17 protein-coding genes and 3 pseudogenes are annotated in these 21133 nt (G+C 59.9%); 9 read left to right on the plus strand and 11 right to left on the minus strand.

The window, feature by feature from the left end; genetic code table 11:
- Positions 1-665 precede the first annotated feature (665 nt).
- Positions 666-1361 carry an OmpW/AlkL family protein gene (locus tag NKI49_RS28040; protein ID WP_352606690.1) on the minus strand — a complete coding sequence of 232 codons (696 nt, stop codon included), beginning with the start codon at positions 1359-1361 and terminating at the stop codon, positions 666-668.
- Positions 1362-1533: 172 nt separating this feature from the next.
- Positions 1534-3621 carry a prolyl oligopeptidase family serine peptidase gene (locus NKI49_RS28045; RefSeq protein WP_352606688.1) on the minus strand — a complete coding sequence of 696 codons (2088 nt, stop codon included), beginning with the start codon at positions 3619-3621 and terminating at the stop codon, positions 1534-1536.
- Between the two features lie 402 nt (positions 3622-4023).
- Between NKI49_RS28045 and NKI49_RS28050 the strand changes: the two genes are divergently transcribed.
- Positions 4024-4191, plus strand: a complete 168-nt coding sequence (locus NKI49_RS28050; protein ID WP_352606686.1) for a hypothetical protein — start codon at positions 4024-4026, stop codon at positions 4189-4191.
- 415 nt (positions 4192-4606) lie between these two features.
- Here NKI49_RS28050 and NKI49_RS28055 read toward each other — a convergent pair.
- Positions 4607-4964 (minus strand): annotated as a pseudogene (locus tag NKI49_RS28055) (transposase); the annotation flags it as partial.
- Positions 4965-5290: 326 nt separating this feature from the next.
- Here NKI49_RS28055 and NKI49_RS28060 point away from each other — a divergent pair.
- On the plus strand, positions 5291-5647 hold the full coding sequence (locus NKI49_RS28060) for a hypothetical protein (RefSeq protein WP_023736366.1): 357 nt from the start codon (positions 5291-5293) through the stop codon (positions 5645-5647).
- Positions 5648-5773: 126 nt separating this feature from the next.
- On the opposite strand, the gene NKI49_RS28065 is transcribed toward NKI49_RS28060, so the two are convergent.
- Both NKI49_RS28065 and NKI49_RS28070 read right to left on the minus strand, forming a co-directional pair.
- On the minus strand, positions 5774-6193 hold the full coding sequence (locus tag NKI49_RS28065) for a hypothetical protein (RefSeq protein ID WP_352606684.1): 420 nt from the start codon (positions 6191-6193) through the stop codon (positions 5774-5776).
- 55 nt (positions 6194-6248) lie between these two features.
- A complete protein-coding gene (locus tag NKI49_RS28070) occupies positions 6249-6482 on the minus strand; it encodes a hypothetical protein (RefSeq protein ID WP_352606682.1) in 234 nt (77 codons plus the stop codon).
- A gap of 333 nt (positions 6483-6815) precedes the next feature.
- On the opposite strand from NKI49_RS28070, the gene NKI49_RS28075 reads away from it, so the two are divergent.
- From NKI49_RS28075 to NKI49_RS28085, 3 genes are all read left to right on the plus strand, one after another.
- Positions 6816-8120, plus strand: coding sequence for a lysine N(6)-hydroxylase/L-ornithine N(5)-oxygenase family protein (locus tag NKI49_RS28075; RefSeq protein WP_352695846.1), 1305 nt, complete (start codon positions 6816-6818; stop codon positions 8118-8120).
- 504 nt (positions 8121-8624) lie between these two features.
- Complete coding sequence (locus NKI49_RS28080; RefSeq protein ID WP_352606678.1) at positions 8625-9404, plus strand: phytanoyl-CoA dioxygenase family protein; 780 nt, start codon at positions 8625-8627, stop codon at positions 9402-9404.
- Positions 9405-9734: 330 nt separating this feature from the next.
- Positions 9735-11738, plus strand: coding sequence for a class I tRNA ligase family protein (locus NKI49_RS28085; RefSeq protein WP_352606676.1), 2004 nt, complete (start codon positions 9735-9737; stop codon positions 11736-11738).
- Between the two features lie 815 nt (positions 11739-12553).
- Here NKI49_RS28085 and NKI49_RS28090 read toward each other — a convergent pair.
- From NKI49_RS28090 to NKI49_RS28110, 5 genes and pseudogenes are all read right to left on the minus strand, one after another.
- Positions 12554-14010 (minus strand): annotated as a pseudogene (locus tag NKI49_RS28090) (NAD-dependent succinate-semialdehyde dehydrogenase).
- 410 nt (positions 14011-14420) lie between these two features.
- Entirely contained in the window at positions 14421-14543 is a 123-nt protein-coding gene (locus NKI49_RS28095) for a hypothetical protein (protein ID WP_352606674.1), read from the minus strand.
- Between the two features lie 52 nt (positions 14544-14595).
- Positions 14596-14658, minus strand: a pseudogene (locus NKI49_RS28100) (hypothetical protein); the annotation flags it as partial.
- Positions 14659-15650: 992 nt separating this feature from the next.
- Positions 15651-15878, minus strand: coding sequence for a hypothetical protein (locus NKI49_RS28105; protein ID WP_352606672.1), 228 nt, complete (start codon positions 15876-15878; stop codon positions 15651-15653).
- 408 nt (positions 15879-16286) lie between these two features.
- Positions 16287-16472: a hypothetical protein gene (locus tag NKI49_RS28110; RefSeq protein WP_352606670.1), complete on the minus strand. Its 186-nt coding sequence runs from the start codon at positions 16470-16472 to the stop codon at positions 16287-16289.
- A 190-nt stretch (positions 16473-16662) separates the two neighbouring features.
- Here NKI49_RS28110 and NKI49_RS28115 point away from each other — a divergent pair, with 190 nt between their 5' ends.
- The 4 genes from NKI49_RS28115 (at position 16663) to NKI49_RS28130 (ending at position 20267) form a co-directional block, all read left to right on the plus strand.
- Positions 16663-17358: an RHE_PE00001 family protein gene (locus NKI49_RS28115; RefSeq protein ID WP_352606668.1), complete on the plus strand. Its 696-nt coding sequence runs from the start codon at positions 16663-16665 to the stop codon at positions 17356-17358.
- A 375-nt stretch (positions 17359-17733) separates the two neighbouring features.
- Positions 17734-18345: a hypothetical protein gene (locus NKI49_RS28120; protein ID WP_352606666.1), complete on the plus strand. Its 612-nt coding sequence runs from the start codon at positions 17734-17736 to the stop codon at positions 18343-18345.
- A 132-nt stretch (positions 18346-18477) separates the two neighbouring features.
- Complete coding sequence (locus NKI49_RS28125) at positions 18478-19056, plus strand: tetratricopeptide repeat protein (RefSeq protein WP_352606664.1); 579 nt, start codon at positions 18478-18480, stop codon at positions 19054-19056.
- A gap of 518 nt (positions 19057-19574) precedes the next feature.
- Positions 19575-20267, plus strand: coding sequence for an IS6 family transposase (locus tag NKI49_RS28130; protein ID WP_352606662.1), 693 nt, complete (start codon positions 19575-19577; stop codon positions 20265-20267).
- Positions 20268-20483: 216 nt separating this feature from the next.
- Here the strand turns inward: NKI49_RS28130 and NKI49_RS28135 are convergent.
- Positions 20484-21133 (minus strand): Ulp1 family isopeptidase (locus NKI49_RS28135; protein ID WP_352695848.1); only part of this gene is annotated, 650 nt, incomplete at its 5' end.

Below are 21133 nucleotides of genomic sequence, written 5' to 3' on the forward strand. Positions count from 1 at the left end.
CTCTTCGTTCCGGTCCTTCGGATGCGGTCCGCCTACCACGGCGGGCCTTTCCGGTCGCGACTCGCCGCCCACCCCGCTTCCGGGGAAAGGCGCGGCGATTGGTGAGCGGAGGGTAAGACATGCGTGCAAACAGCAAGCGTTGTGCCAGCATAGAGGCTGGCGCTCGGGCGCCAGCCTTTATCAGGAGATCACCGACCGCATCATTGCCGAGCTGGAGCGCGGCACCGTGCCTGGGTCAAGCCATGGGGCAGGCAAAGCCTTGGCCTGCCGAGTAATGCTTCCGGCGCGCAAGCCACCGCCCCTGCAGCAAAGAACAGCAGCTGTCGCAGCATGGCTGAACAAGGCATCTTGTAGGCGTCGAGGAGCTCCGTGCTCGCCTTACGCAGGCGCATAGCTCTGACATGACGTCCGGGAGACTGATGCCGGGCATTCCATCAACAATACCCAACAGCCATCCTGGTCCGAAGCGCATCTAAGCACCTCGATTTCAGGCGTGGTCGAGCCCGCATTGATCACGGGGTACCCTTTTGGTCCGCTGGAGAGCGCGGCCGCCCCTCGACAACGGGTTCTTCAGGTGTCGCCCGTTCAGGGCCGACGGAAAAAGGGCGCACAAGGCGCGCCCTTCATTTCGATCGGCTATCAGCAGCCGCCTTCACCTTTCATTGTTAGAAGCGGTAGGTGACACCTGCGCCTATCAACCAGGGATCGAGGTCCGCCTTCCCCGTCAGCTTCGCGCCGTCGACCGTGACGTCGAAGTCTGGCTTTAGGAAAACCTTCTTCACGTCGAAGTTGACGCCCCAGTGCTGATCCACCATGTAGTCGAACCCGACCTGCAGCGCGGTGCCGAACGTGTTCTTAACATGGAGAGCATCTGCACTGCCGACGTCCTGGTTATAAAAGATCGTGTAGTTCACGCCGGCACCGACATAGGGCTTGAATGCGCCGAAATTGGTAAAATGATACTGCAATGTGAGCGTGGGCGGCAGCAGCCAAACCTTGCCGACATTGCCCAGCGCGCCGATCGCTCCTTGGCCATCGATGTTGGCATAGGTGGTGCCGAGGATAAGCTCGGTGGCGATGTTGTCCGTGAAGAAATAGGAGATATCGAATTCCGGCGTTACCGTATCCGAATAGGAAAGACCGGAGCCGGGCACCGCATTGACGTAGCCCGAATCCTCAGTGACGACCCTCAACGCACGCAGGCGGATCTGCCATGGGCTGGGCCGTTCCGGGACCGAGGCTCCTGCCTGCGGGACGCTCGTGGCTTGCACAAGGTCGGCCGCAACGGCTTGCTGTCCCACCACCATGAGGACCACGGCCACTATTGCTCCCCGCGCCACGCCCGTTTGCTTTATCGCCATGATATTCTCTCCTTGCTCTTCAGAAATGATGGATTGCACTATGAAAAACCCTGTTGGAATTGCTTGAGATAACGGAGCATCTACGTGAAACTGTGCACACATATTTGCACCGTGCTCGCGATCAGAAATCTGTACTCACTATTGAAAAGTTGCTCGTGTTGCCCCCCGTCACCTATCTGATATCGACTTGCCAGCCGATCGCACTGCGAAGGAAATTGGTGCCCAAGGCAATGAATGCGGCCCGCTCCCGATTGTTCTTGCCGTAGCCGTGCCCGCCCGCGCCGGGCTCGTAGAAGTAGGCGGGATAGCCAAGAGCCTGCAGCTTTGCACCCATCTTGCGCGCGTGGCCCGGATGGACGCGGTCGTCTCGCTTCCTGGTGGCAAGCAGGATCGGCGGATAGGGCTGTCCTGGTGTCGCGGCGTGATAGGCGGAGATTTCCTTTAGGAAAATCCATTCCTCCGGCTTGTCGGGATCGCCATATTCGTCAATCCAGCTCGCGCCCGCCAAAAGCTTGGTGTAGCCGCGCATATCGATAAGCGGGACTGTGCAGAACAGCGCACCGAAACGTTCAGGATAGCGGGTAAGCATATTGGCGATCAGAAGGCCGCCATTTGAGCCGCCCTGGGCGGCAATCCGCCTCGGCAGCGTAATGCCTCTTCGCACGAGGTCGGCGGCAACGGCGGCGAAATCGTCATGGGCGAGACGCTTGCCCGCCCTGCGCCCCGCCTCGTGCCAACGGGTTCCGAACTCGCCGCCGCCCCGGATGTTCGCCACCACGCACGTGCCGCCGCGTTCGAGCCACAGTTTGCCTAGCGAGGAGTTGTAGTGGGGCACGACCGATTTGCCGTACCCGCCGTAGGCGGTGAGGTGAACCGGGGCATCCCCGTTCCCATTCGCCGGACCGACCTGCGTATAGGGGATCATCTCACCATCGGTCGAGACTGCCTCGTGGCGCGTCACCACCAGCCTGGATGCGTCGAAATTCTCCGGGTTGCGCTTCAGGATTACTGGAGCGCCGAAAGGCGCCGCGGCGTTGAGGTCTAATAGGAGAAGCTTCGGCGGCGTGATCGGGTCCTGAGCCGAAATGAGGACCTCTCCATTGGTCTCGTGACGTTCCGCATCGAACGACCAGAGGTGAACAGTCCCTTCGGCGGGCACGGTGTCCAGGGCTCGGCGCGTCCATTCCTGGCGGCCGGGGGTGAACATCTCGAAACGCGGAACGAGGTTGACGAGGCAGGAGATGATGAGCTTCCCGTCATTCCAGAAGAATGACTGCAGAGAGCGCCTGTCGCCTGGTTCAAAGAGGGCGGCAAAACTGCGCTCGCCGGCGAGGAAGGAGGAAAGCGAGATGCCGATCAGCGCGTCGGCGGCATGGGTCGTCCCTCCCACGATCCAGGGCTTGCGCGGCCTTACCGCCAGCCAGTCGCCGAATCCATTCCATCGGGCGTCCTGCGGAAGGTCGATCCGCATCTTCGGACCGCTCCTGTCGCCGATATGACCTATCATTTCGAAGAAGGCCGGCGTCTCGAAGAACCAAAGGCGCTCGCTCCCGGCGGTGCGGTCCAAATGACCAGATACGCCGAGGGATTCGGAATCGGCCTCGAAGATTACCGCTGAGGTGAGCGGATCCGCGCCACGCTTCCACAACCGAACGGTGCGCGCGTAGCCGGAGCGGGTGGCCATGCCATCACCAAGCGCGCTGGAAAGCAGAAGCGTGTCAGGGTCGAGCCATTCAATGCCGCCCTTGGCTTCCGGGAGATTGAAACCGTCGGCGACAAAGCTTAGGGACCCCAGATCGAATTCGCGATGCACGACCGCATCGCTGCCCCCGCGCGAGAGGCGTAGAACGGCTCTTTCCCGTCTCTCTGGCTCAATCGACGCGCCGCCCCAGACCCAGTCCTCTCGGTCGCTAGTGGCGACGGCGTCCAGATCGAGCAGGAGTTCCCACTGAGGATCCGCCTTCTTGTAGGCGGCAAGGGTGGTTCGGCGCCACAGTCCGCGCGGATTGCGGGCATCTTGCCAGAAATTGTAGAGGTACTGACCACGGCGCATGATCATGGGCATCTTGTCAGGACGATCGAAGATCGCTGTCAGGGCCTCACGGTCGCGATCGAACTGCGTTCCACCGAAGTGCCCCAGTGTCCTGGCCGACTGGCTGGCGGTCCAGTCAAGTGCCCGTTCGCCTTCTATATCTTCAAGCCAAAGATAGGGATCATCGTCGGGAGCATTCAGACTTGGACGGAAATCGAACGCGGTCATGTCCGTACAACCTGAAGAATGAAAGCGCAAAGGCTTCCTTCCGCCCGGGAAAGCTCAGTGTTTGCGGCGACCGCATGCTCGGCGAGCGTGATCATGGGATGACGTCTTCTCAGTTGGTGCGGCGCGGCAGTGCGTTTGCGCATAGGACTGCATGTGTCGTGCCAACCAGGAAAATCTTTCAGAACAATACGATCACTTTGGTAGCGCTGTGTGTATGTCCGACATCGTCGTAGATCCGACAATGACTGCAACCGTAGGCGCCTGATCGATCTAGTGTAAGCGCGGAGCCCATCCATCTGGCGCGGCATCAGATGATGGGCGAGAGATGATGACACTGAAGGAACGTGGAGCTTGCGGTGTCAATTTCTATATCTGCGCCTATGTCTGATGATAGAAATTTCCATGTTCTTGAGCCGGTTCCGAACCGGAGGCAAGCCCGCAGCGTCTGTGGCGCTGGTCGGCGCAAGCGAAGGCACGCTGATCGAGGCGACGCTGAAGCCTGGCGCGAAAGTGTCGGCGATCGCGCGAGAGGCTGGAGTGGCGACCTCGCAGTTCGGACCGCCGACGTAGGAATGGGACGCACCGCCCCGGAGCTTCGCCACCGATGCGCATCCTGCATCATGGTCAAGTCCACTGCGATCTACCGCATACAAGTCTGCCGCGCGACCTTCGCGCCTGCCTCGGCGAGCTCGCCTCGGAAATCTGTCGTCGGCATTTGGCCTCACCGGAAAGAGCTCCGCCTGACCCGGCAAAGCCGGCGCCCGTGCTCGTGACCGTCAAGGACAAGTCGCTTCGCGATGGCCTGCAGCTACCCTTGACCGTCACTGCAGGCGGCGGCCAGTTCGAAGCCAGGTCGGCACGAGCACATGGTCGCCAATCAGCCGAACGAGGAGATGAGGAAACGAATCAAGCTTGACAATTATCGCCCCGTACAGGTGTAGCTGACGGCTTCGTCGCCGCGCTCTCCCGCATGGGGCCGGGCTGATCAGCGTGCCACGACTGGCAGGCTGATGAGCGGATCATCGCTCATTTGGCTGATGGTTTCCAGCGTCATGTATCTGGCGCGCTGCACGGCCCATTCGTCGTTCTGTTCGAGCAGGATCGCGCCGACCAGGCGGACGATGGCATCAACCTTGGGAGGACGCCGATGACCTCGGTGCGCCGCTTGATCTCGCCGTTGAGGCGTTCGATCGGGTTGTCGAGTGCTGCTTGGCGCGGTGCTCCTAGGGGAAAGTCATGTAGGCAAGCACGTCGGGCTCGGCGTCGTCCATGATTGTCGCCAGCTTCGGTACCTTCGGCCGGATCTGGTCGGCGACGGCGCGCCCTTGCGTGCTTGCGGCCTCGGGCGTCCTCGCCTTCGGCGGGCTGATCGCACACCTAGAGTGCCATTCAGCTTTTTTTATTTCATTGTAGACACTCCAGCTGAAATGACGCTCTTGACCCTGCCGCTCTGAGCGCAGCACCCGTTGCAGGCGGCGCTTCCATCGTTCACTTCGCGGCAAAGGCCGATGGCGCCTGAGGAAGTGATGAGGCCAGCGCAAACCAAAAACGTTTGCCTCGCGGCTTCGGTCCTCGGCCCTTGACTAGTTGGCGGCGATGTACAGGGATTTCCCGAGAGCCTACGTCGACCGTGCAAAGGCCTGCAACTGCTGAGTGAGAGGAGGGACGCTTGGACGAACACGATCCGAAGGAAGAGCTGATCGAGACGATTTTTCGCAACGGCACAATCACCGTCGTCGGCATTCTGCTTGCCTTTTCGCTCGGCTTCGTCACCCATTGGGCTGCGAACCCCATGCCATGGCGGCTCTACGACCTGTTCGCCGTTGTGCCGATCCTGGTCGGCATCACGTTGCAGTTGCGGGCGCTGTCCCTGCTACTCGACATGAGTTCGTTGCGCCGACCCATCTACGAACGCGCCAACCGCATCTTCATGGCCGGCCTTATCCTGACCGCGTGCGGCGTCGGGCTGGCCATCCTGCTCGATGTCTTCGCAATGTCGATGAAGGGCACGCTGCCCGGCGCTTGACGGCCTGTCCCTGCGCTTTGGAGCTGCCGCAATCGGCCGACGCGATGCGTCAGATCCGAGGGTTCCTAGTGCTTTCGCTAAAGCAGCGTCAGCCTTCTTCCCGAAGAACGCTTTCTCTAGATTGCATTAGCGGATGTTTAGAGCGTGGGCTTGCCGGAAATTACGTCTCGGTGGCATAATCTGCATAGCTTTTAGGGTGCTGCCAGGAAGACCGATTTGCCGGCGTGGATGGACAAATGCGTTGGCGTCAGGAAGAGGCTCGGCAGGTTGCGTGCGCGCATTGCCGAACTGGAGCGCGATCTCGTGGCGATTACACCTCAGGGGCGCCATCGGCGTTTCGAAGCCGGACATGAACTTCGCAATGCGAAGTGCCGCCTGAAGCGTCTCGAGGAATGCATCGCTGAAATACCGGAGAAATGTGGCCGTTAGCGCAAGCTTCGCCGCTCTCAATCTTTGCCACGCGGTCGGCTGGTCGGCGGGGAACAGATGCCGATCGTGCGGGTACTCTGTCCGGCAGAGACGCAAGGTTCTGCACTGTCCGTTCATGAAGACTTCGTGCTGGTCTCCACAAGAGAAGTATTCTGGTGCAGAAGGTGCCCGATTAGCTATCGGAAAAAGCGACATCGACGTGCAAATCGGGCGCCGCAGTGAGGCGTCCCCCCCAATGTCGGATTTCCGACAGGATCGTAAATCCGCCAACCCATTGTTTAATAAAATTTCCTTCCTGGCACGGCCCATGCATGGGACTCTGCGAACGCATCAGCCAGACGTCGTCCATGATCATGCGCACCGAAAATGCCGTCGCCGCAGTGAAAACCGCGCTCTCGCCTGCCATCAAGCCGCCGAAACGCCGGCGCGTAATGGTCGAGTCAGGCGATTGCGCCGGCTTCAAACACCTTAGTGGGCCTGGAAAGCTCCTCGCGTGACGGCGAGGGGGGGCATCCAGACGGGCGGAAAGGACAAACGTCGTTGCCCCACGTCGCCGGCATCGTCGATTGTCACCGCGCTGGAATGCGCGGTCTACATGCGAAGACCCGAACGCGCAGGACAAATTCTCGCAAGCCCGGTCGGGACTGGGGCTCGAAGTCCGTGAGCGGAGGCTAATGGCTATGGCCGATATTCGCCGCGAACAATCCGCCTAGTGGGAAGGCGCTATAGGAGGAAGCAGGTGGAGTTATCTTGCGTTGGGATCGGTGCTGGCCCGTCCAATTTGAGCCTTGCGTGTCAGATACACGAGCAAGTTGGGAAAGGGGCAGTGTTCCTGGATCGGCAGGTCGACTTCCGCTGGCATCCAGGCAGCGCATTCGATTCCTCGGAGCTCCAGGTCAGTCACTTCAAGGACCTGGTCACTCTGGTGAATCCGCGATCAGCCTACACTTTCGTAAACTTCCTGCACGAGAACGGGCGTCTGTATCACTTCCTGAACGCACAGTTCGAAGCCGTGCTCAGAGTGGAGTTCGAACAATACCTGAACTGGGTCTTCCACAGGAACCCACTAGTGCGTGGCGGCGAGACAGTCCGCGAAATCCGCTTTGACGGCGAGTTTCGGGTGCGGACGGATAAGGCGGTTCTCGGCGCCAGAAACGTTGTGGTCGGCATTGGCAAGCAGGCGCAAATTCCGCCTCAATTTCAGGGCTGGATTGGACGCAACCTGTTCCACTCATCGGTTTTACTGCACATCCACCCTGAGGTGCGGAGAAAGCATGTCTGCGTGGTCGGCGGAGGCCAGTCGGGAGCCGAGGTGATGTTGCACCTTGTCGGCCTGCCGAACGAACGGCGGCCTGCCTCGATCACTTGGGTCTCGCAGCGCGAAAACTATCTGCCTCTGGACAACAGCCCGTTCACAAACGAGTTGTTCATGCCCTGCTTTTCGGATCGTTTCGCGGCGATGAGCGACTCGCAGCGTAAGCTGCTCCTGCGGCGTTTCGTGCTTGCCTCGGACGGCATTTCGGAAAGCACGTTGCGCGCGATCTATCAGGCACTATACCGCCATGAATTTTTCGAGCCAAACCGATGCGACATCACACTGCGGCCGGGCTGCACCGTCTCGCACTGCATCAACGCCGGACCGGGTCACAGGCTGACCCTGCAGCATGGCATGGACGAGGTCGAAAAAGTCACGGCTGACATCGTCATCCTGGCCACCGGTTACGAGAACGCGGTCCCAAGCTTGTTGGAACCGATCATGGGCCGCTTGGAGCAGATCGACAATGAATTAGCTATTCGCGAGGATTTTTCGGTGAGCTGGGACGGACCGTGTGACAGACGCATCTTCGTACAAAATGCGAGCCTCGGGCAGCGCGGCCTGGCCGATCCGAACCTAAGCTTGCTGGCCTGGCGCGCGCGTCGCATCCTCGATAGCCTACTTGGGCGCGCGCCATGCGCGAACCCCGAGCATCCTGGCTTCATCACTCATACCTCGATCGAGAGCTGGCCCGACCACGCAGCCGAAGAAATGGGCAGTGGAATATGACTCGTATGCTTTTGATCATCGGCGGTGGCATCCTAGGAATGATGCCCGCCTGCGCTGCGGCGAACCCCGGAGGCTTCTCCGATATCATCGTGACCGACCAAGCTTGGACCAAGCGGCGCATCGCATCACTCTGGGGGCGTGCATTTCTCCTACGGTTGCCAAGGCCGTACCAAGTCGCTCACTCGAAAGACCGCCGTGGTCTTGGCGGCCATGGCTGGGTCGGCAGGTAGCGGATGGTGCCGGCCTTTGGCGATGCGTGTCGTGGTTGAACCGGGTGAAGCGATTGATCCGGCCCAGTTTGCGGAACCCCTAGACCCGGCTGAGCCTGACATAGGCAGTCTCGCGCCGAGCTTCTGCGGACAATATCCGCCGGAGCGGAACGCACTTAGCATCGCCTCCCTCATCACGTGAGTCCGTCTCTGTGGACCCGCAACTTGATCAGCGCCCGACCGCCCTAATTGGCATGTCCAACCAAACCAGTGTTTCCAACAGGAGGCTTTTCGCATGTTGACTGATGCACAAAGGGAAAAGTTGCAGAAGGACGGATACGTCAGGCTCGAACGGTTCTTCACTCGAGCAGATCAGGAAAATATCTCTACTTTTGTCGAAGATATGTCACGCTGGAATGTCAGTGATGATAAATGGCTCATGTGGTTCGAGAAGACGACGGACAATCGAAAGATCACCTCCAAGATCGAGAATTTTCTCGACTTCCATGATCCATTGCGTCGTTTGCTCTTAGAAGATCAGCGCATAAAGTCAGCGGTCGAGGATTTGCTTGGAGAAGCTTCGCGCAGGCTCAAGGAGTTGCTGATTTTCCACTATCCAGACAGCGGCGGCTATCTCCCGCATCAGGACATTTATCACATTCCACACAAACTCCCCGACCGCATGGTCCATGCGGTGGTTGCCATAGGCATCGACGACTCCGACGAGGAAAACGGCGGGCTTTTTTTCAGCCCCGCCAACCACGAAAAGGGGGTGTTTCCTATGGATGCCGGTGGGGTGATCTATCCTCAAGTTGCCGAAAAGTTCTCCTGGGAACCCGTAGTATGGAAGGCTGGCGACATCTTCATCTTCGACGATTACGCACCGCACTACTCACGACCGAACAAAAGCAATCGTTCTCGGCGGACACTCTACTTGGTGTTCCAGCGTGCTTCAACCGGCGGGCCGACCCGCGCTGAATATAACGTGCTTAAGCGCGCCCTTAACCCGCCCGAGGGCAAAGTGGCCGATCTCGACAATCTCAAGCCCCCAAATGGCATCTTCTATCGCGATTGAGCTCACGAAGGCCGTGCGGAGGCATGCAAACGAAACTGATCGACCGCTCCAAGGTGCGGGAGAGCATGGCGATCTGATTTGCGGGCGCGGAGCATCGACCGCAGCCCGTCAAGACGCTTCGGCACGTGGATTGCGGAGGTGGTCGCAGGCGGTCTTCTGTGCGCCTACAGCCCGACTAGTGCCCCCCTTGGTCGCCCGCTTGCGGCCCAGAGCTGCACTATCCTGGCCGGGGCCGCCAATGGTCGGGCTGCCGTTTCTCTCCACGAATTGCACGGGAGGCTGTTGCGTTGGCAGCCGAAGGTCCCACTGTTACAGCTAGGTTTCCTTATCATGCGCAAATACAAGTTTTCTCGAACGGAGCTGTCGCGGGCGTTCGGTATCGACATGGCCACGCTTGGAACGGGAAGCGCTCGCACGGGGTTTTCATTCGGAAAGGTTGGACCCGGCGTCACATCCGAGCCCCATCGGCACGACGAAATCGAGGCGTTCGTGTTCCTGTCAGGGTCGGGCAATGTCAGGACCGACCGGGGGGAAATCTCGGTCGAGGCCGGCGATGTCGTTCTGTTTCACCCTTTTGAAGCGCATGTGCTGCGCAATGACGGAAACAAAGACCTAGATTTCGTCGCTGTCTACTGGCGAGACGGCGAGGCCGCCCTTGATGCCGCTGCAAAGACCACGGCTCCACGCGGCCCAATCTTCGTCTTCTCCACGCCGCCAACGCCAAATGGCGATCTGCATCTGGGGCATCTTTCTGGCCCCTATTTCGGCGCTGACGTCTATACTCGTTTCCTGCGCATGAAAGGAGTCGAGGCCTATCACCTGACCGGAAGCGACGATTACCAGAGCTACGTCGCGACACGCGCCGATGCCGATCAATCGACGCCTGCAAACGTGGCGCGCTACTACGCCGACGAGATTCGCGCCACGCTTGCACTTCTCGATTGTGAGGTCCACAGCTTCCAAGCCACAATGGGCGATGACGGTTACGGCGAGTTCCAAACCGCGTGTTTCCGGAGTCTTCTGAGCAGCGCGGCGGTAGATTTGCGCCAGAGCCCTGCGCTTTTTGATGCTGTGACAGGCCGTTATCTTTACGAGCCGGATGTTGGCGGCCTCTGCCCCGATTGCGGCGGCTCCGCCGCTGGCAACATCTGCGAGGAATGCGGTGCCCCAAACCTTTGCCACGACTTAGGTGCAGCGCGGTCACGGCAGTCTGCCGAGGCGCCGGTGGTCGGCTCCCTCCGCCGTCCGGAACTTGCCATGGACCAATGCTACGACAATATCGACCGGCATCTAAGGGCGTCGGGCGTCCCGCTACGGATCTTGGATCTCTTCGCGCGCCTACGCCAACGCGGCGACTTTTCAGTGCCCATTACCCACCCCTCGGACTGGGGCCTGCCGGCCGAGGGGTTCCCGGGGCAAGTGATCTGGGTGTGGCCGGAGATGGCATTCGGTTTTCTGTACAACATCCAGGCGCTCGGCCGCTCGATGGGTCGCGACTGGAAGGCGGAGATGCCCGGCAACGACTGGCAAATTGTCCATTTCTTTGGCTTCGACAATTCGTTCTACCACGCGCTACTCTACCCCGCTCTTTACGCCGAGGTCTTCTCCCACTGGACGCCACGCATTCGCTATCACGTCAACGAGTTCTACCTGCTCGACGGCAAGAAGTTCTCAACCAGCTGCCGCCATGCGGTCTGGGGCAAGGAGGTTCTGAGCCCAAAGACAGTCGACGTCGTGCGCCTTCATTTGGGCCTGACACGCCCGGAAGGTGAGCGGACGGATTTCACGCTGGACGCGCTGCGCCGCACCGAGAACGAGGTGTTCCAAAGCATCTGGCTGAACTGGCTTGAGGCGTTGAACCAGGAAATCAAGCAGGATTTTGCCGGCCGTGTACCCGATGCAGGCGACTGGAGCCCGGTCGACCGCGCCTTCTTTGCTGGCATAGAGATCTATCGCGCTGCGATGGAGCGCGCCTATTCGGACGAAGGCTTCTCGGTTCGGCGCGCGGCCACTCAGGTCTGCGAATTCGTGCGCGATTGCGTGATCTACCGCGGCGCGCGAGACTTTGCGGCGGCGCGACGTTTCTATCCTGCCCGCAATCGGACTTCGCTAGCCCTTCAGACGACGGCCACTGCGACCCTGGCACCGACACTCGCTCCGCTGATGCCCCGCTTCGCCAAAACGCTGGCGCGAGGCATCGATGGCGCCTCAACCGAAACATGGCCCCGGTCCGTCCAGCGCCTTGCGCCCGGGACGCGCTTTGATCTCGGACCCGTGTTGGTGTTCTACGCCAAATCCGGCAATCCTCACCTCGACGACGAGGAAACACTATGAGCCCAAAGGTGCACCAGTGAGCTGTCCCCATCTCGACCAGATCTGCCCGGCAATCAAAGCCGACGATGCCAAATATCTTGACTCGCTGTCACTGGCGAGGGAAGCCGCTCTGAACGGCAGAGACTAGATTAGCTGACCTGAACCAACGCGTCGTCAAACAACCCTGGCCCGCCCCTTCAAGGACCGCTCGGCCGATCGCTTCCCAGCCCTTGCTGTTCGTGCCGAAAATGCGTGTGGACTCGACTGGGCTGACCAACCTCTTCGGCATCGGGATTTCCGTCCTCCAGCCGGTCAAGGCTGTCATTCGGTTCGACCCGCTCGGTCAACCTGGCGCGCCCTGGACGGTGCGCCGATCACCAATGTGGATGCGAATGCCGCGTGATGGTACCTTCGATTCTGTCCGAGCGTGTACCGGCGCGGCAGTCAGCCGAAGAACAGCTGAGCTACTGATATCGGAATGTAGCAGGTCCAAATTCTGCCCCTGAAGCCGGATATTGCTCAATCAGCGTTGACGATGGCTTGGTGCACAAGCTTCCAACCAGACCGCGCAACGACAGCCCGTCGCCTGAGGGTAGTCGGCGAGGGCCGCCAAATCGCAAGCGTATCCTCCGTCGCATGCGCGCCGTCTTCGCCGAAAATGCAGACGCTTGTCTCCTCGAGAGATACATCCAGCTATTTTAGGGGGCTCCTCAGGATTGCGTGTTTGCTCGGGTGCGGACCGCCCCTCAGTTCCCAATCGAGGAGCGATTCTACAATTCACATATTTGGAGATCGCTCGCTTGGTAACCCGTCTGTGAACCCTGCAAGCCGATGCTTCAGATGCCGCCCATGCAGAGGTATTTCATTTCGAGGTAGTCCTCGAGGCCATGGCGGGATCCCTCCCGCCCGATGCCGGACTGTTTTATCCCACCGAACGGCGCCGCTTCCAAGACATCCGGCCGGTATTTACCCCGACCATTCCATATTCCAAGGCCTCGGCGACACGCCAGACACGCTTCAGGTTAGAGGCATAAAAATACGCCGCGAGGCCGTAGATCGTTTCATTGGCATCACGCACGACCTGATCCGCATCATTGAAGCGAATAATCGGTGCGAGCGGCCCGAATGTCTCTTCTTGCGCCGCGGTCATCTCGCTGGTGACACCGGTCAGGACCGTTGGTTGGAAAAACGTGCCATTCGTGCCGACGCGTTTGCCCCCGCATCGAATTGCGCCGCCTTTAGCTACGGCATCGGCAATATGGGATTCAATCTTGGCCAAAGCCTGCTTGTCGATGAGAGGTCCGATGTCCACTCCGGGAGCGAAACCGTCACCAACTTGAAGTTGGCGAGCCCGTTCCACGAATTTCTCGACGAACTCGTCGTGAACGCGCGACTGGACGTAAAGGCGGTTCGCTGAAACGCAGGTCTGGCCGGCATTGCGGTACTTCGCCTGGATCGCACCGTCAACCGCGGCATCGATATCGGCATCATCGAAGACGATGAAGGGCGCATTGCCGCCGAGCTCTAGGCTGACTTTTTTGATCTGGTCCGAGCACTGGCGCATAAGTAAGCGCCCGATCTCAGTAGACCCGGTGAAGCTGATCTTGCGGACCTTGGGATTTGTGCAAAGTTCGCGGCCGACCGCGTCACCTTCGGACGCATAGATCAGGTTGACGACGCCTTCGGGGAAGCCTGCCTGATGGGCGAGGGCGAACATTGCTCCAGCCACGAGCGGCGTCTGTTCAGCGGGCTTGAGGACAATCGTGCAGCCCGCCGCCAAGGCTGGCGAGATTTTGCGCGCCACCATCGAGGCAGGGAAATTCCATGGGGTTATCGTGCCGACCACCCCGATGGGCTGCTTGATCACCAGCATTCGGCGGTCCGTCGATGGTGCGGAGATCGTCTCGCCATAGACGCGATTTGCCTCCTCGGCGTACCATTGCAGATACGCCGCAGCATGCGATATCTCCGATTTGGCCTCGGCAAGCGGCTTGCCCATCTCCGCGGTGAGAATTGCAGCGAGATCGTCGGTGTGGTCGATGATCAACTCATGCCATCGCCATAGAACATCGCTGCGCTCACGTGCGGTAAACCCTGCCCATCCAGGCTGCGCGACATAGGCCTTCTCGATTCCAGCGCATGTCTCTTCGACTCCCATGTCAGGTAGTTCTGCCAGCACTTCGCCGGTCGACGGGTTGAGGACCTCGAATGTCCGCTCTCTAATCCGCGTGCCAAGTGCCGGCAGGCGATCGATGGGTCCAAACAGGTCAGGGGATCTCAGGTGACGGATCATCGGCGGACACAGGGGCAATCGGTTTCCTCCTCAACGCCAGGCGTATATAGCAGGTTCGGTGTGTAGTCCGGACGTCCAAGCTCCTCATAGGACCTCGGCCAGACAGCTAGCAGACCACGGTTGCCAACTGGAAAGGGAGAATACCGGATTCGCTAGAAGATGAGTCGCGGTTCTACTAGCCGGGCTCGACCGGCGGTTGCGCGCGGGCAGGTCCGGCCCGCGCACAACCCTGCCAGAGGTCTTCGCGGCCAGCGCCTGGTTCTACGTGCCGGCCACCGGGTCGTTCGGTCGGCAATATTGTAGATCGTGAATGCGTCGGTGCCGTTCAGCTTCTCCATCTCCTGCATCCAGCCGTTGACCGGAATGCGAGTAGGGCTGGTTCGGCCGCAATGTTGCGTTGACCTCCTCGTTCAGCAGACCTGCGGGTTCGTCTCTCTGCGCCAACGGCGCTCCTCCAGGATCACATTTCGCTCGGTCTTGATATCATCCTCGTTGAGGATGAGGTTGAACATGCGATCGGCCTCGAAGCCCATCATCTCGCCCAAAACGAGCCATAGGCGGTGAGGGCGTTATTGTAGCCGCCACTCACTTAGACGGCTCGGTGAACTCGCTGTCGGCGCGGTTGGTGGTCGCTTTGAAGATCAGACGCTCGAGGAAATGGGCAAGTCCGGATTTGCCGGGTGCTTCGGTGCATGTCGATCCATGCCATTGCCGAGCAGGAAATCCGCGATCTTGCCGCCGTCGGGTGGCAAGGCAAAGGGTTCGAGGCAAAAGTGATTTGTTCCTCATTTTGATGAACGCGCTGCGTCTTCGCCTCCCCGTGGTAGGATCGGCGGGCAGCGCCGAGCCAGATGAATCATGGGCCCAGGGCTCACTCGAGTCTCACCTTCGGATGGACCCAGGAGACCTGCGGCGGTGTTCTTGGGGAGGTGGCCATTGGAGGGATTTTCCTTGGTCCGCGACGTCTTGCGGGCGACAGGGCATGCACCGTGCCAGATCAGAAAACCATTGGAGGCTGTTGACAAATGGGGCTCTGCCATGTTGCGCATCCGACATTGTGGGCGACCGAACAGGACGATTAGGCGCGCTGCCGGGGAGGGGTACAGGATGCGCTTCGAAGGCCGCTGCACCGACGGTCAGAATTGAAATGTTGTCGCTCCAGCGGACCGATGTCCTCGACAGTCAGACCGGGCGGTGCTGAAGGGCAGAGGCGTGAGCAGCGTAGCTAAGTGGGCGCGGACCCAGCTCGCGCGCGAAGACGGACCTGAAAAAACGGCGGGTGGCGACATTCGCGAGGCGCTGGAAAACGAGGTCGTAGGACTGGGCGGGAAAAACGATGCCGTTGCTCTCTTCTGGCGTGATGGCCTGCCGCGAGGCCGTTGAACGTGATGAGTTGCTGCGGGAAGGGGAGTGTTTTCGCGGGACCTTGGTCAACGCAAGAAACAAACGTCGAGCTCGCCTTGGATGGGGGATGCAGCACATTTGCCGCTGCAGGACAGCAGCACGGAAGCTGTCCGCGCTTGCCGTCGTCCCTGGGAACCAAACAGCAGAATTAGCGGTCGCGATTGATTTCATGTGCGTAAAATACCGCCTGGTGCGCTCGGCTGCAAATGCACGCCTGGCGGAGTGGTCGCTTTAGGTCAAGGGCATCGGGTGAGTAACAGCCTGACCTTGCTCAATCTGATGCGCGCTAACCGCCTCGCCGGATTGTGGAACTGCTCGCGGGTGGCTTCTACCACAAACAGCAAGGTCACGAAATCAAGCAGGAAGTCGTCAATCGCCTGGGAGATCGTTTCTGACTTGCCGTTGAATTGGTCCAGCAAAACGCGCGCGCTATCGATCGCTTCCACGCTGGTGGCATCAATCAACCGCTCGACCCTCTTGAAACAATCCGAATCGAAACTCCTTCATGCGCTTGCCAAGCCGTTATGCTCGAAGGCAGTTCCGTGAACTACCCGGCCTTTGACCTGCGGCACGAGCAGCGGTCGGCCTTACGTCCCGTGCAAACACGAGCCATCGACGTGGCGCTGAGGAGCGTTGGAAGAAATTAGGCGCTTCCGGCCACGCTCGAGCGGTAGTGTAGGACAGTGCTTGCTGGCTAATTTCGCGCATTTCTCTCAAACGAGCCCCGCAGGCGGTCCGGGACGGGGCGCGCGATTTTTGCCTTGCGGTTTCAATTGGCGCGCCAGAGCGAAGGCCGGAACGACGCCCGATGTCCCTTTTTGACGTTGACCGTAGCAATGCAATCCCGTGGTGGGACCTCGCGGGACCGCTCGTCACCGCAGAGGATTCTTTGGCTGGCCAGAAGTCCGGTGCGCGAGGGTTTTGTCGCGCGCACGCATTTCTACGATGCCGCCGCCGCGCTGTGGCTCGAGGGCGAGCTTGTCCATGTCGAGGATCTGGTCCTGCACGACACCCACATGGACATCCGCACGCCGACCCACGAGCTCACCCGTGCCCATGCAGTGCTGCGGGCACGGCGGCTGATTGTTGCCAACAGGCCGGACTGGGCGCTGAGCCCGAACGGCCTAAGACAGTTGCGCGGCCGTGACGGTAGCACCCCGGACGCTCTGCCACTGGAGATTCATGCGACGACAGGGGAGGGCGCCGGCGATGAAGAGGCGAACGAGTCGGCCAATGACGATCTGAACGATGGCTTCGGCGCCGAATTTGCCGCCATCGATGCGTTGCTCGATCGCACGCGGAATGTGCTCGACGGGCTCGCCGCTGCGCCGGTGTCGCGACCGCAACAGGTCCCGACGGCCGAAAAAAAATCCGCTGCTCTACGATCCCGACTGGGACGAGGAGGAACGGCTGTCGGACTGGCGGGCAGTATTGAACCGGAACACGGGCCAGCCGCCCGTGCTGAGCGCTGCCCTGCTATGGGATGCGTGGGAAACAAAAGAACCGCTGCAGCATCTGCCCTGGCTCGGACACCTGCTCGTGGGCGCCATGCTCAGGCAGGCCCGAAAAACGAGCGCCGCCCACCTCGTCTGTCTCAACACCGGGCTGCGCGCCATTCCGCGCGAAAGGCGGCGCGCCCGCGACAGGACGGCGCGCCTGATCGGGTTTCTGGAGGGCGTCACTGAAGCGGCCGGCGCCGGGCTGAAGGAACACGATCGGCTGATGCTCGCCCGGGAACAAATGTTGCGCCGCCTGCGCGGCCGGCGTGGAAATTCGAAGCTGCCGCAACTCGTCGACCTCGTTCTTGCGCGGCCGCTCGTCTCCAGCGCAATGATCGAAAAGGACCTGAAGGTGACGACGCGTGGGGCGCTTAATCTCGTGGCCGAACTCGGCCTGCGCGAGATCACGGGCAGGGGACGTTACCGGGCGTGGGGGATCCTCTGATAGCTCCTTGTGCGCGTGGAACGATCGTCTGGCACGCCGGCTTGCGACCGGCACGACCGTGCTATTGCAAGTCGCATCGTCTTGGCAGCGGGAACAGGCTTTCTTGGGTCAGACGTTACCGCGAGACCTTGCGCCCGCGCGTTGCTTGCGCCATATCTGGACCATGGCGAAACATGCAACTACCGCTCGGCGATCGGCGTCATCAGGCCAATTTGTCACTACGAAGGGCGCCAATTCGGTTGGGCGGACGAGTGACGGGGTTGTGATCCTGAAGCCTGCCACCAAGCCGACGCATTTCACGCAAAGTGAGATACGCGGCACGATTAAGGAAGTGAAGGGGAGCGACGGCCGCTTATCGAGCAGTAAGAATCATTGATGACTGCGCATCCGCGCAATGTGTTCATCAACTGTGCCTTCGACGCCGAATTTGAACCCCTATTCCACGCGATAGTTTTTACTGTGATCCGGTCAGGATTCCGTGCGCGGTGCGCGACCGAATCTGACGACGCGGGAGAGAACCGCTTCTCGAAGATACAGCAAATCGTGGAGGAATGCCGCTACGGCATCCATGACATTTCGCGCACTGAAACCAGCGGCAATCCTCCTCTGCCTCGTTTCAATATGCCGCTCGAACTCGGCCTTTTCCTCGGTGCCAGACGCTTTGGCGACGGCGATCAAAAAAAGAAAAAGACCCTAATCCTTGATCGTGAGCAATATCGATTTCAGCGGTTTGTTTCCGACCTCGCCGGCCAAGATATTCACTCGCACAATGGCGACGTTTCGAGCGCAGTGCGTGAAGTGGCAACTTGGTTGCGCACTCAATCGAGGTCGACCACTGTACCGGGCGGAATGAAGATCGCCGACGAGTTCGCCCTATTCCAAGAAGCCTTACCCGCGATCTTAGGGCAACAAGGACTTGCAAGAGCCGAGATGACATTCGGCGACTACACCGCTATTGCCGTGGCATACATCAAGGAAAACGCCTGAACGTGGTGAGTCGGCCGCCGGCATCGCACAATTCTTGTTTTGATCGTGTCATGCCGGCGGCACCCCAGCAAATTGCAAACTGGCCCACTGCCGATCAACTTGACCCAGAATTCGGGACTCTAAGTGAATTAAATGGTTAATCGGACTTTACTAGCGCTGTCCATTCTTTGCATCCTTTCATCTCCGGTTTGGGCTGACAAGAATGCGGGATTTGCTGCCGCCAAGCGCGGCGACTACGAGACTGCCTTGCGGGAGTTGCGACCACTTGCAGACCGGGGCGACGCTGCCACTCAGGTCTTTCTTGGGCTTATGTATTCTGAAGGCCTGGGCGTCAAAAAAGACTTGGTCGAGGCGACGATTTGGTATCGTAAGGCCGCCGATCAAGGTGACGATAGTGGCCAGTTTATGCTCGGCATTTCTTACGTTGAAGGCAAAGGCGTCACGAAGGACTTTGCCGAAGCTGCGATTTGGCTTCACAAGGCCGCTGACCATGGCAACATCGGTGCTTATGGCCCCCTCGGCGTGATGTACGCCAAGGGCCAAGGAGTTACACAGGATTACATACAAGCACACAAATGGTTCAGTTTAGCCGCGCGAAAAACTAAGAATCCAGGTTCCGCCATTACGGCCCGCGACCGGATCGCAAGCCAGATGACGCCGGAGGAGCTTGCCGAGGCTCGACGCTTAGCTCGAGAGTGGACACCGCAATAGTCGGCTGGGGGGGCGGCGTGCCAATTTCCGGGGCGACGTACTCACAGACAGATCACCAACCCCCACCCGGTGTAAAGCAGCAAGTCCCCTATGATGTGCCGATTTGAAATGCTCCAAACCAGCACTCAAATATCGTCATCATCGGCCGCGGATGTCGCTGCAGCCAACGTGTCGGGTGCCGCAGCAGGTCGTGGGCAGAAGAACCGGAAATCGCAGGCGACGCACGTCTCCGGTTCGCTGCAAGTCGGCGGCCACGCCGCGCGGATACTGCCTTGCGCGGCCTCATCCATTACCCGACCCTCGATTTCCGAGACGATCTGGTCAAACTCGCTCGTAGCGCGTGCAATGCTCGCCTCGGTGATCGGGATGACGCGAATGGCTCTTCGAAATCGAAATGCTCCGATAGTCCGGACGCCGCACCCGGGGTCCACGCCTGCAGTGCATAAAAGGGATGTGTCGCAAACTTTTCGGTAACTTGACTGGGGCATGACAGCTCTTCGATTTTCGGGGAGCGCTCAATGTTCAAAGGCAGGCACTTCGATCGATCCGTGATCCTTCAGTGCGTGCGGTGGTATCTGGCCTACAATCTGAGCTTGCGTGATCTGGAAGAGATGATGGCCGAGCGAGGCCTGAACGTCGACCACTCCACCGTGCATCGTTGGGTCGTCCACTTCTCGCCCCAGCTTCTGGAGCGTTTCAACAAACGCAAGCGGACCGTCACCGGCAAGTGGCATATGGACGAGACCTATATCAAGGTTCGCGGCCGTTGGATGTACCTTTACCGCGCCATCGACAGCGTCGGCGACACGGTCGAATTCTTCTTCAGCGAACACCGTGATCTTCCGGCGGCCAAACGCTTCCTGCGCAAGGCGCTTGCCCACTATGGACGCCCGAACCGCATCGTCGTCGACGGCAGTCAGACCAATCGTGAGGCAATCATTTCCTGCGATACTGAAAGCCGTCTGCGGGAGCGATCACACCAACCACCGATCCATATCCGCAAGAGCCAATACCTCAACAATCGGATCGAACAGGATCACCGGCGCATCAAGCGCCGCGTTCGATCCATGCTCGGCTTCAAGTCTATGGAGAATGCCCAGATCACCCTCTCCGGCATCGAGCTGGTCCACATGATGCGAAAGCGACAGGCGAGGTTCGCCTACAATCCGAGTCCGTCAATTGCCGAGCAATTCGAAATGCTCACCGCCTGATCAATGCTCCCAGGCGACGCTCTTCCCGTCCACATGCCGGAATTGCGACAGAGCCGATCTATATCAAGGTTCGCGGCCGTTGGATGTATCTGTATCTTTATCGCGCCCTCGACAGCGTCGGCATTCAGCCCCCCCTTTCGGTATCGGTCAGCAGTTGCCCAATTCAACTCTCCATCGGCGCCAGGGCATCATCCAGGTTGGGCGCAGGCGAGCCGATCAGGGTGGTCGCAGTCGGTCCTGGAGTGCTCGCCGATCGGCAACGAGGTTATTGAGGTGCTGCGGCTGCGGCAGTCCTTGTGCCAATCGTCCAACCAGTTCCCGCGTCGCGTCCAGCACGCAGACGCCGCAATCATAACCGTTATCCTGCCGGTTGATGGAGCCTTTGAACGCGGTGGCGCCCAGCCTTTTTGCGAGCGCTGCTGCAATCCCGTCGTTGAATCCCCCCAAGGAGTCGTAGTGATAGGCAACCGGCTTGTCTCGGTCCGTGCGATCAAAGAGCAGCAGCGACCAATGGTTGCCGCGGAGACGAGGATCAACAGCATCGGCATCGTTCAGTGGCAGGAACAGGAAGTCGGCTGTATCCGTGCCGCGCCGGCCGCGGCCGCGCAAGATCCCCTCCCAGTGGGTCTCCTCGTGGGGGTTGTCCCGCAGACGCTGGGCTACGAGGGGATCCACGAGGCGCGTCCGAGCGGCCAGATCCGGATTGGTCACCTGCAACTCGCGCTCCAGGAGATTGTAATCTCTTGTGATGTGGCTATCGTCCAGCCATTGCTCGTCGTCGAGCCAAGCTCCAGGGTGAAAAGTGAGATGAACACCGTCCGACTGCAGCGCGGCCGTGTAAAGCTGACTGGGGTCCGGCGGATTTT

It is taken from the genome of Mesorhizobium sp. M0587 (assembly GCF_040320945.1).
Classification (GTDB): Bacteria; Pseudomonadota; Alphaproteobacteria; order Rhizobiales; family Rhizobiaceae; genus Mesorhizobium.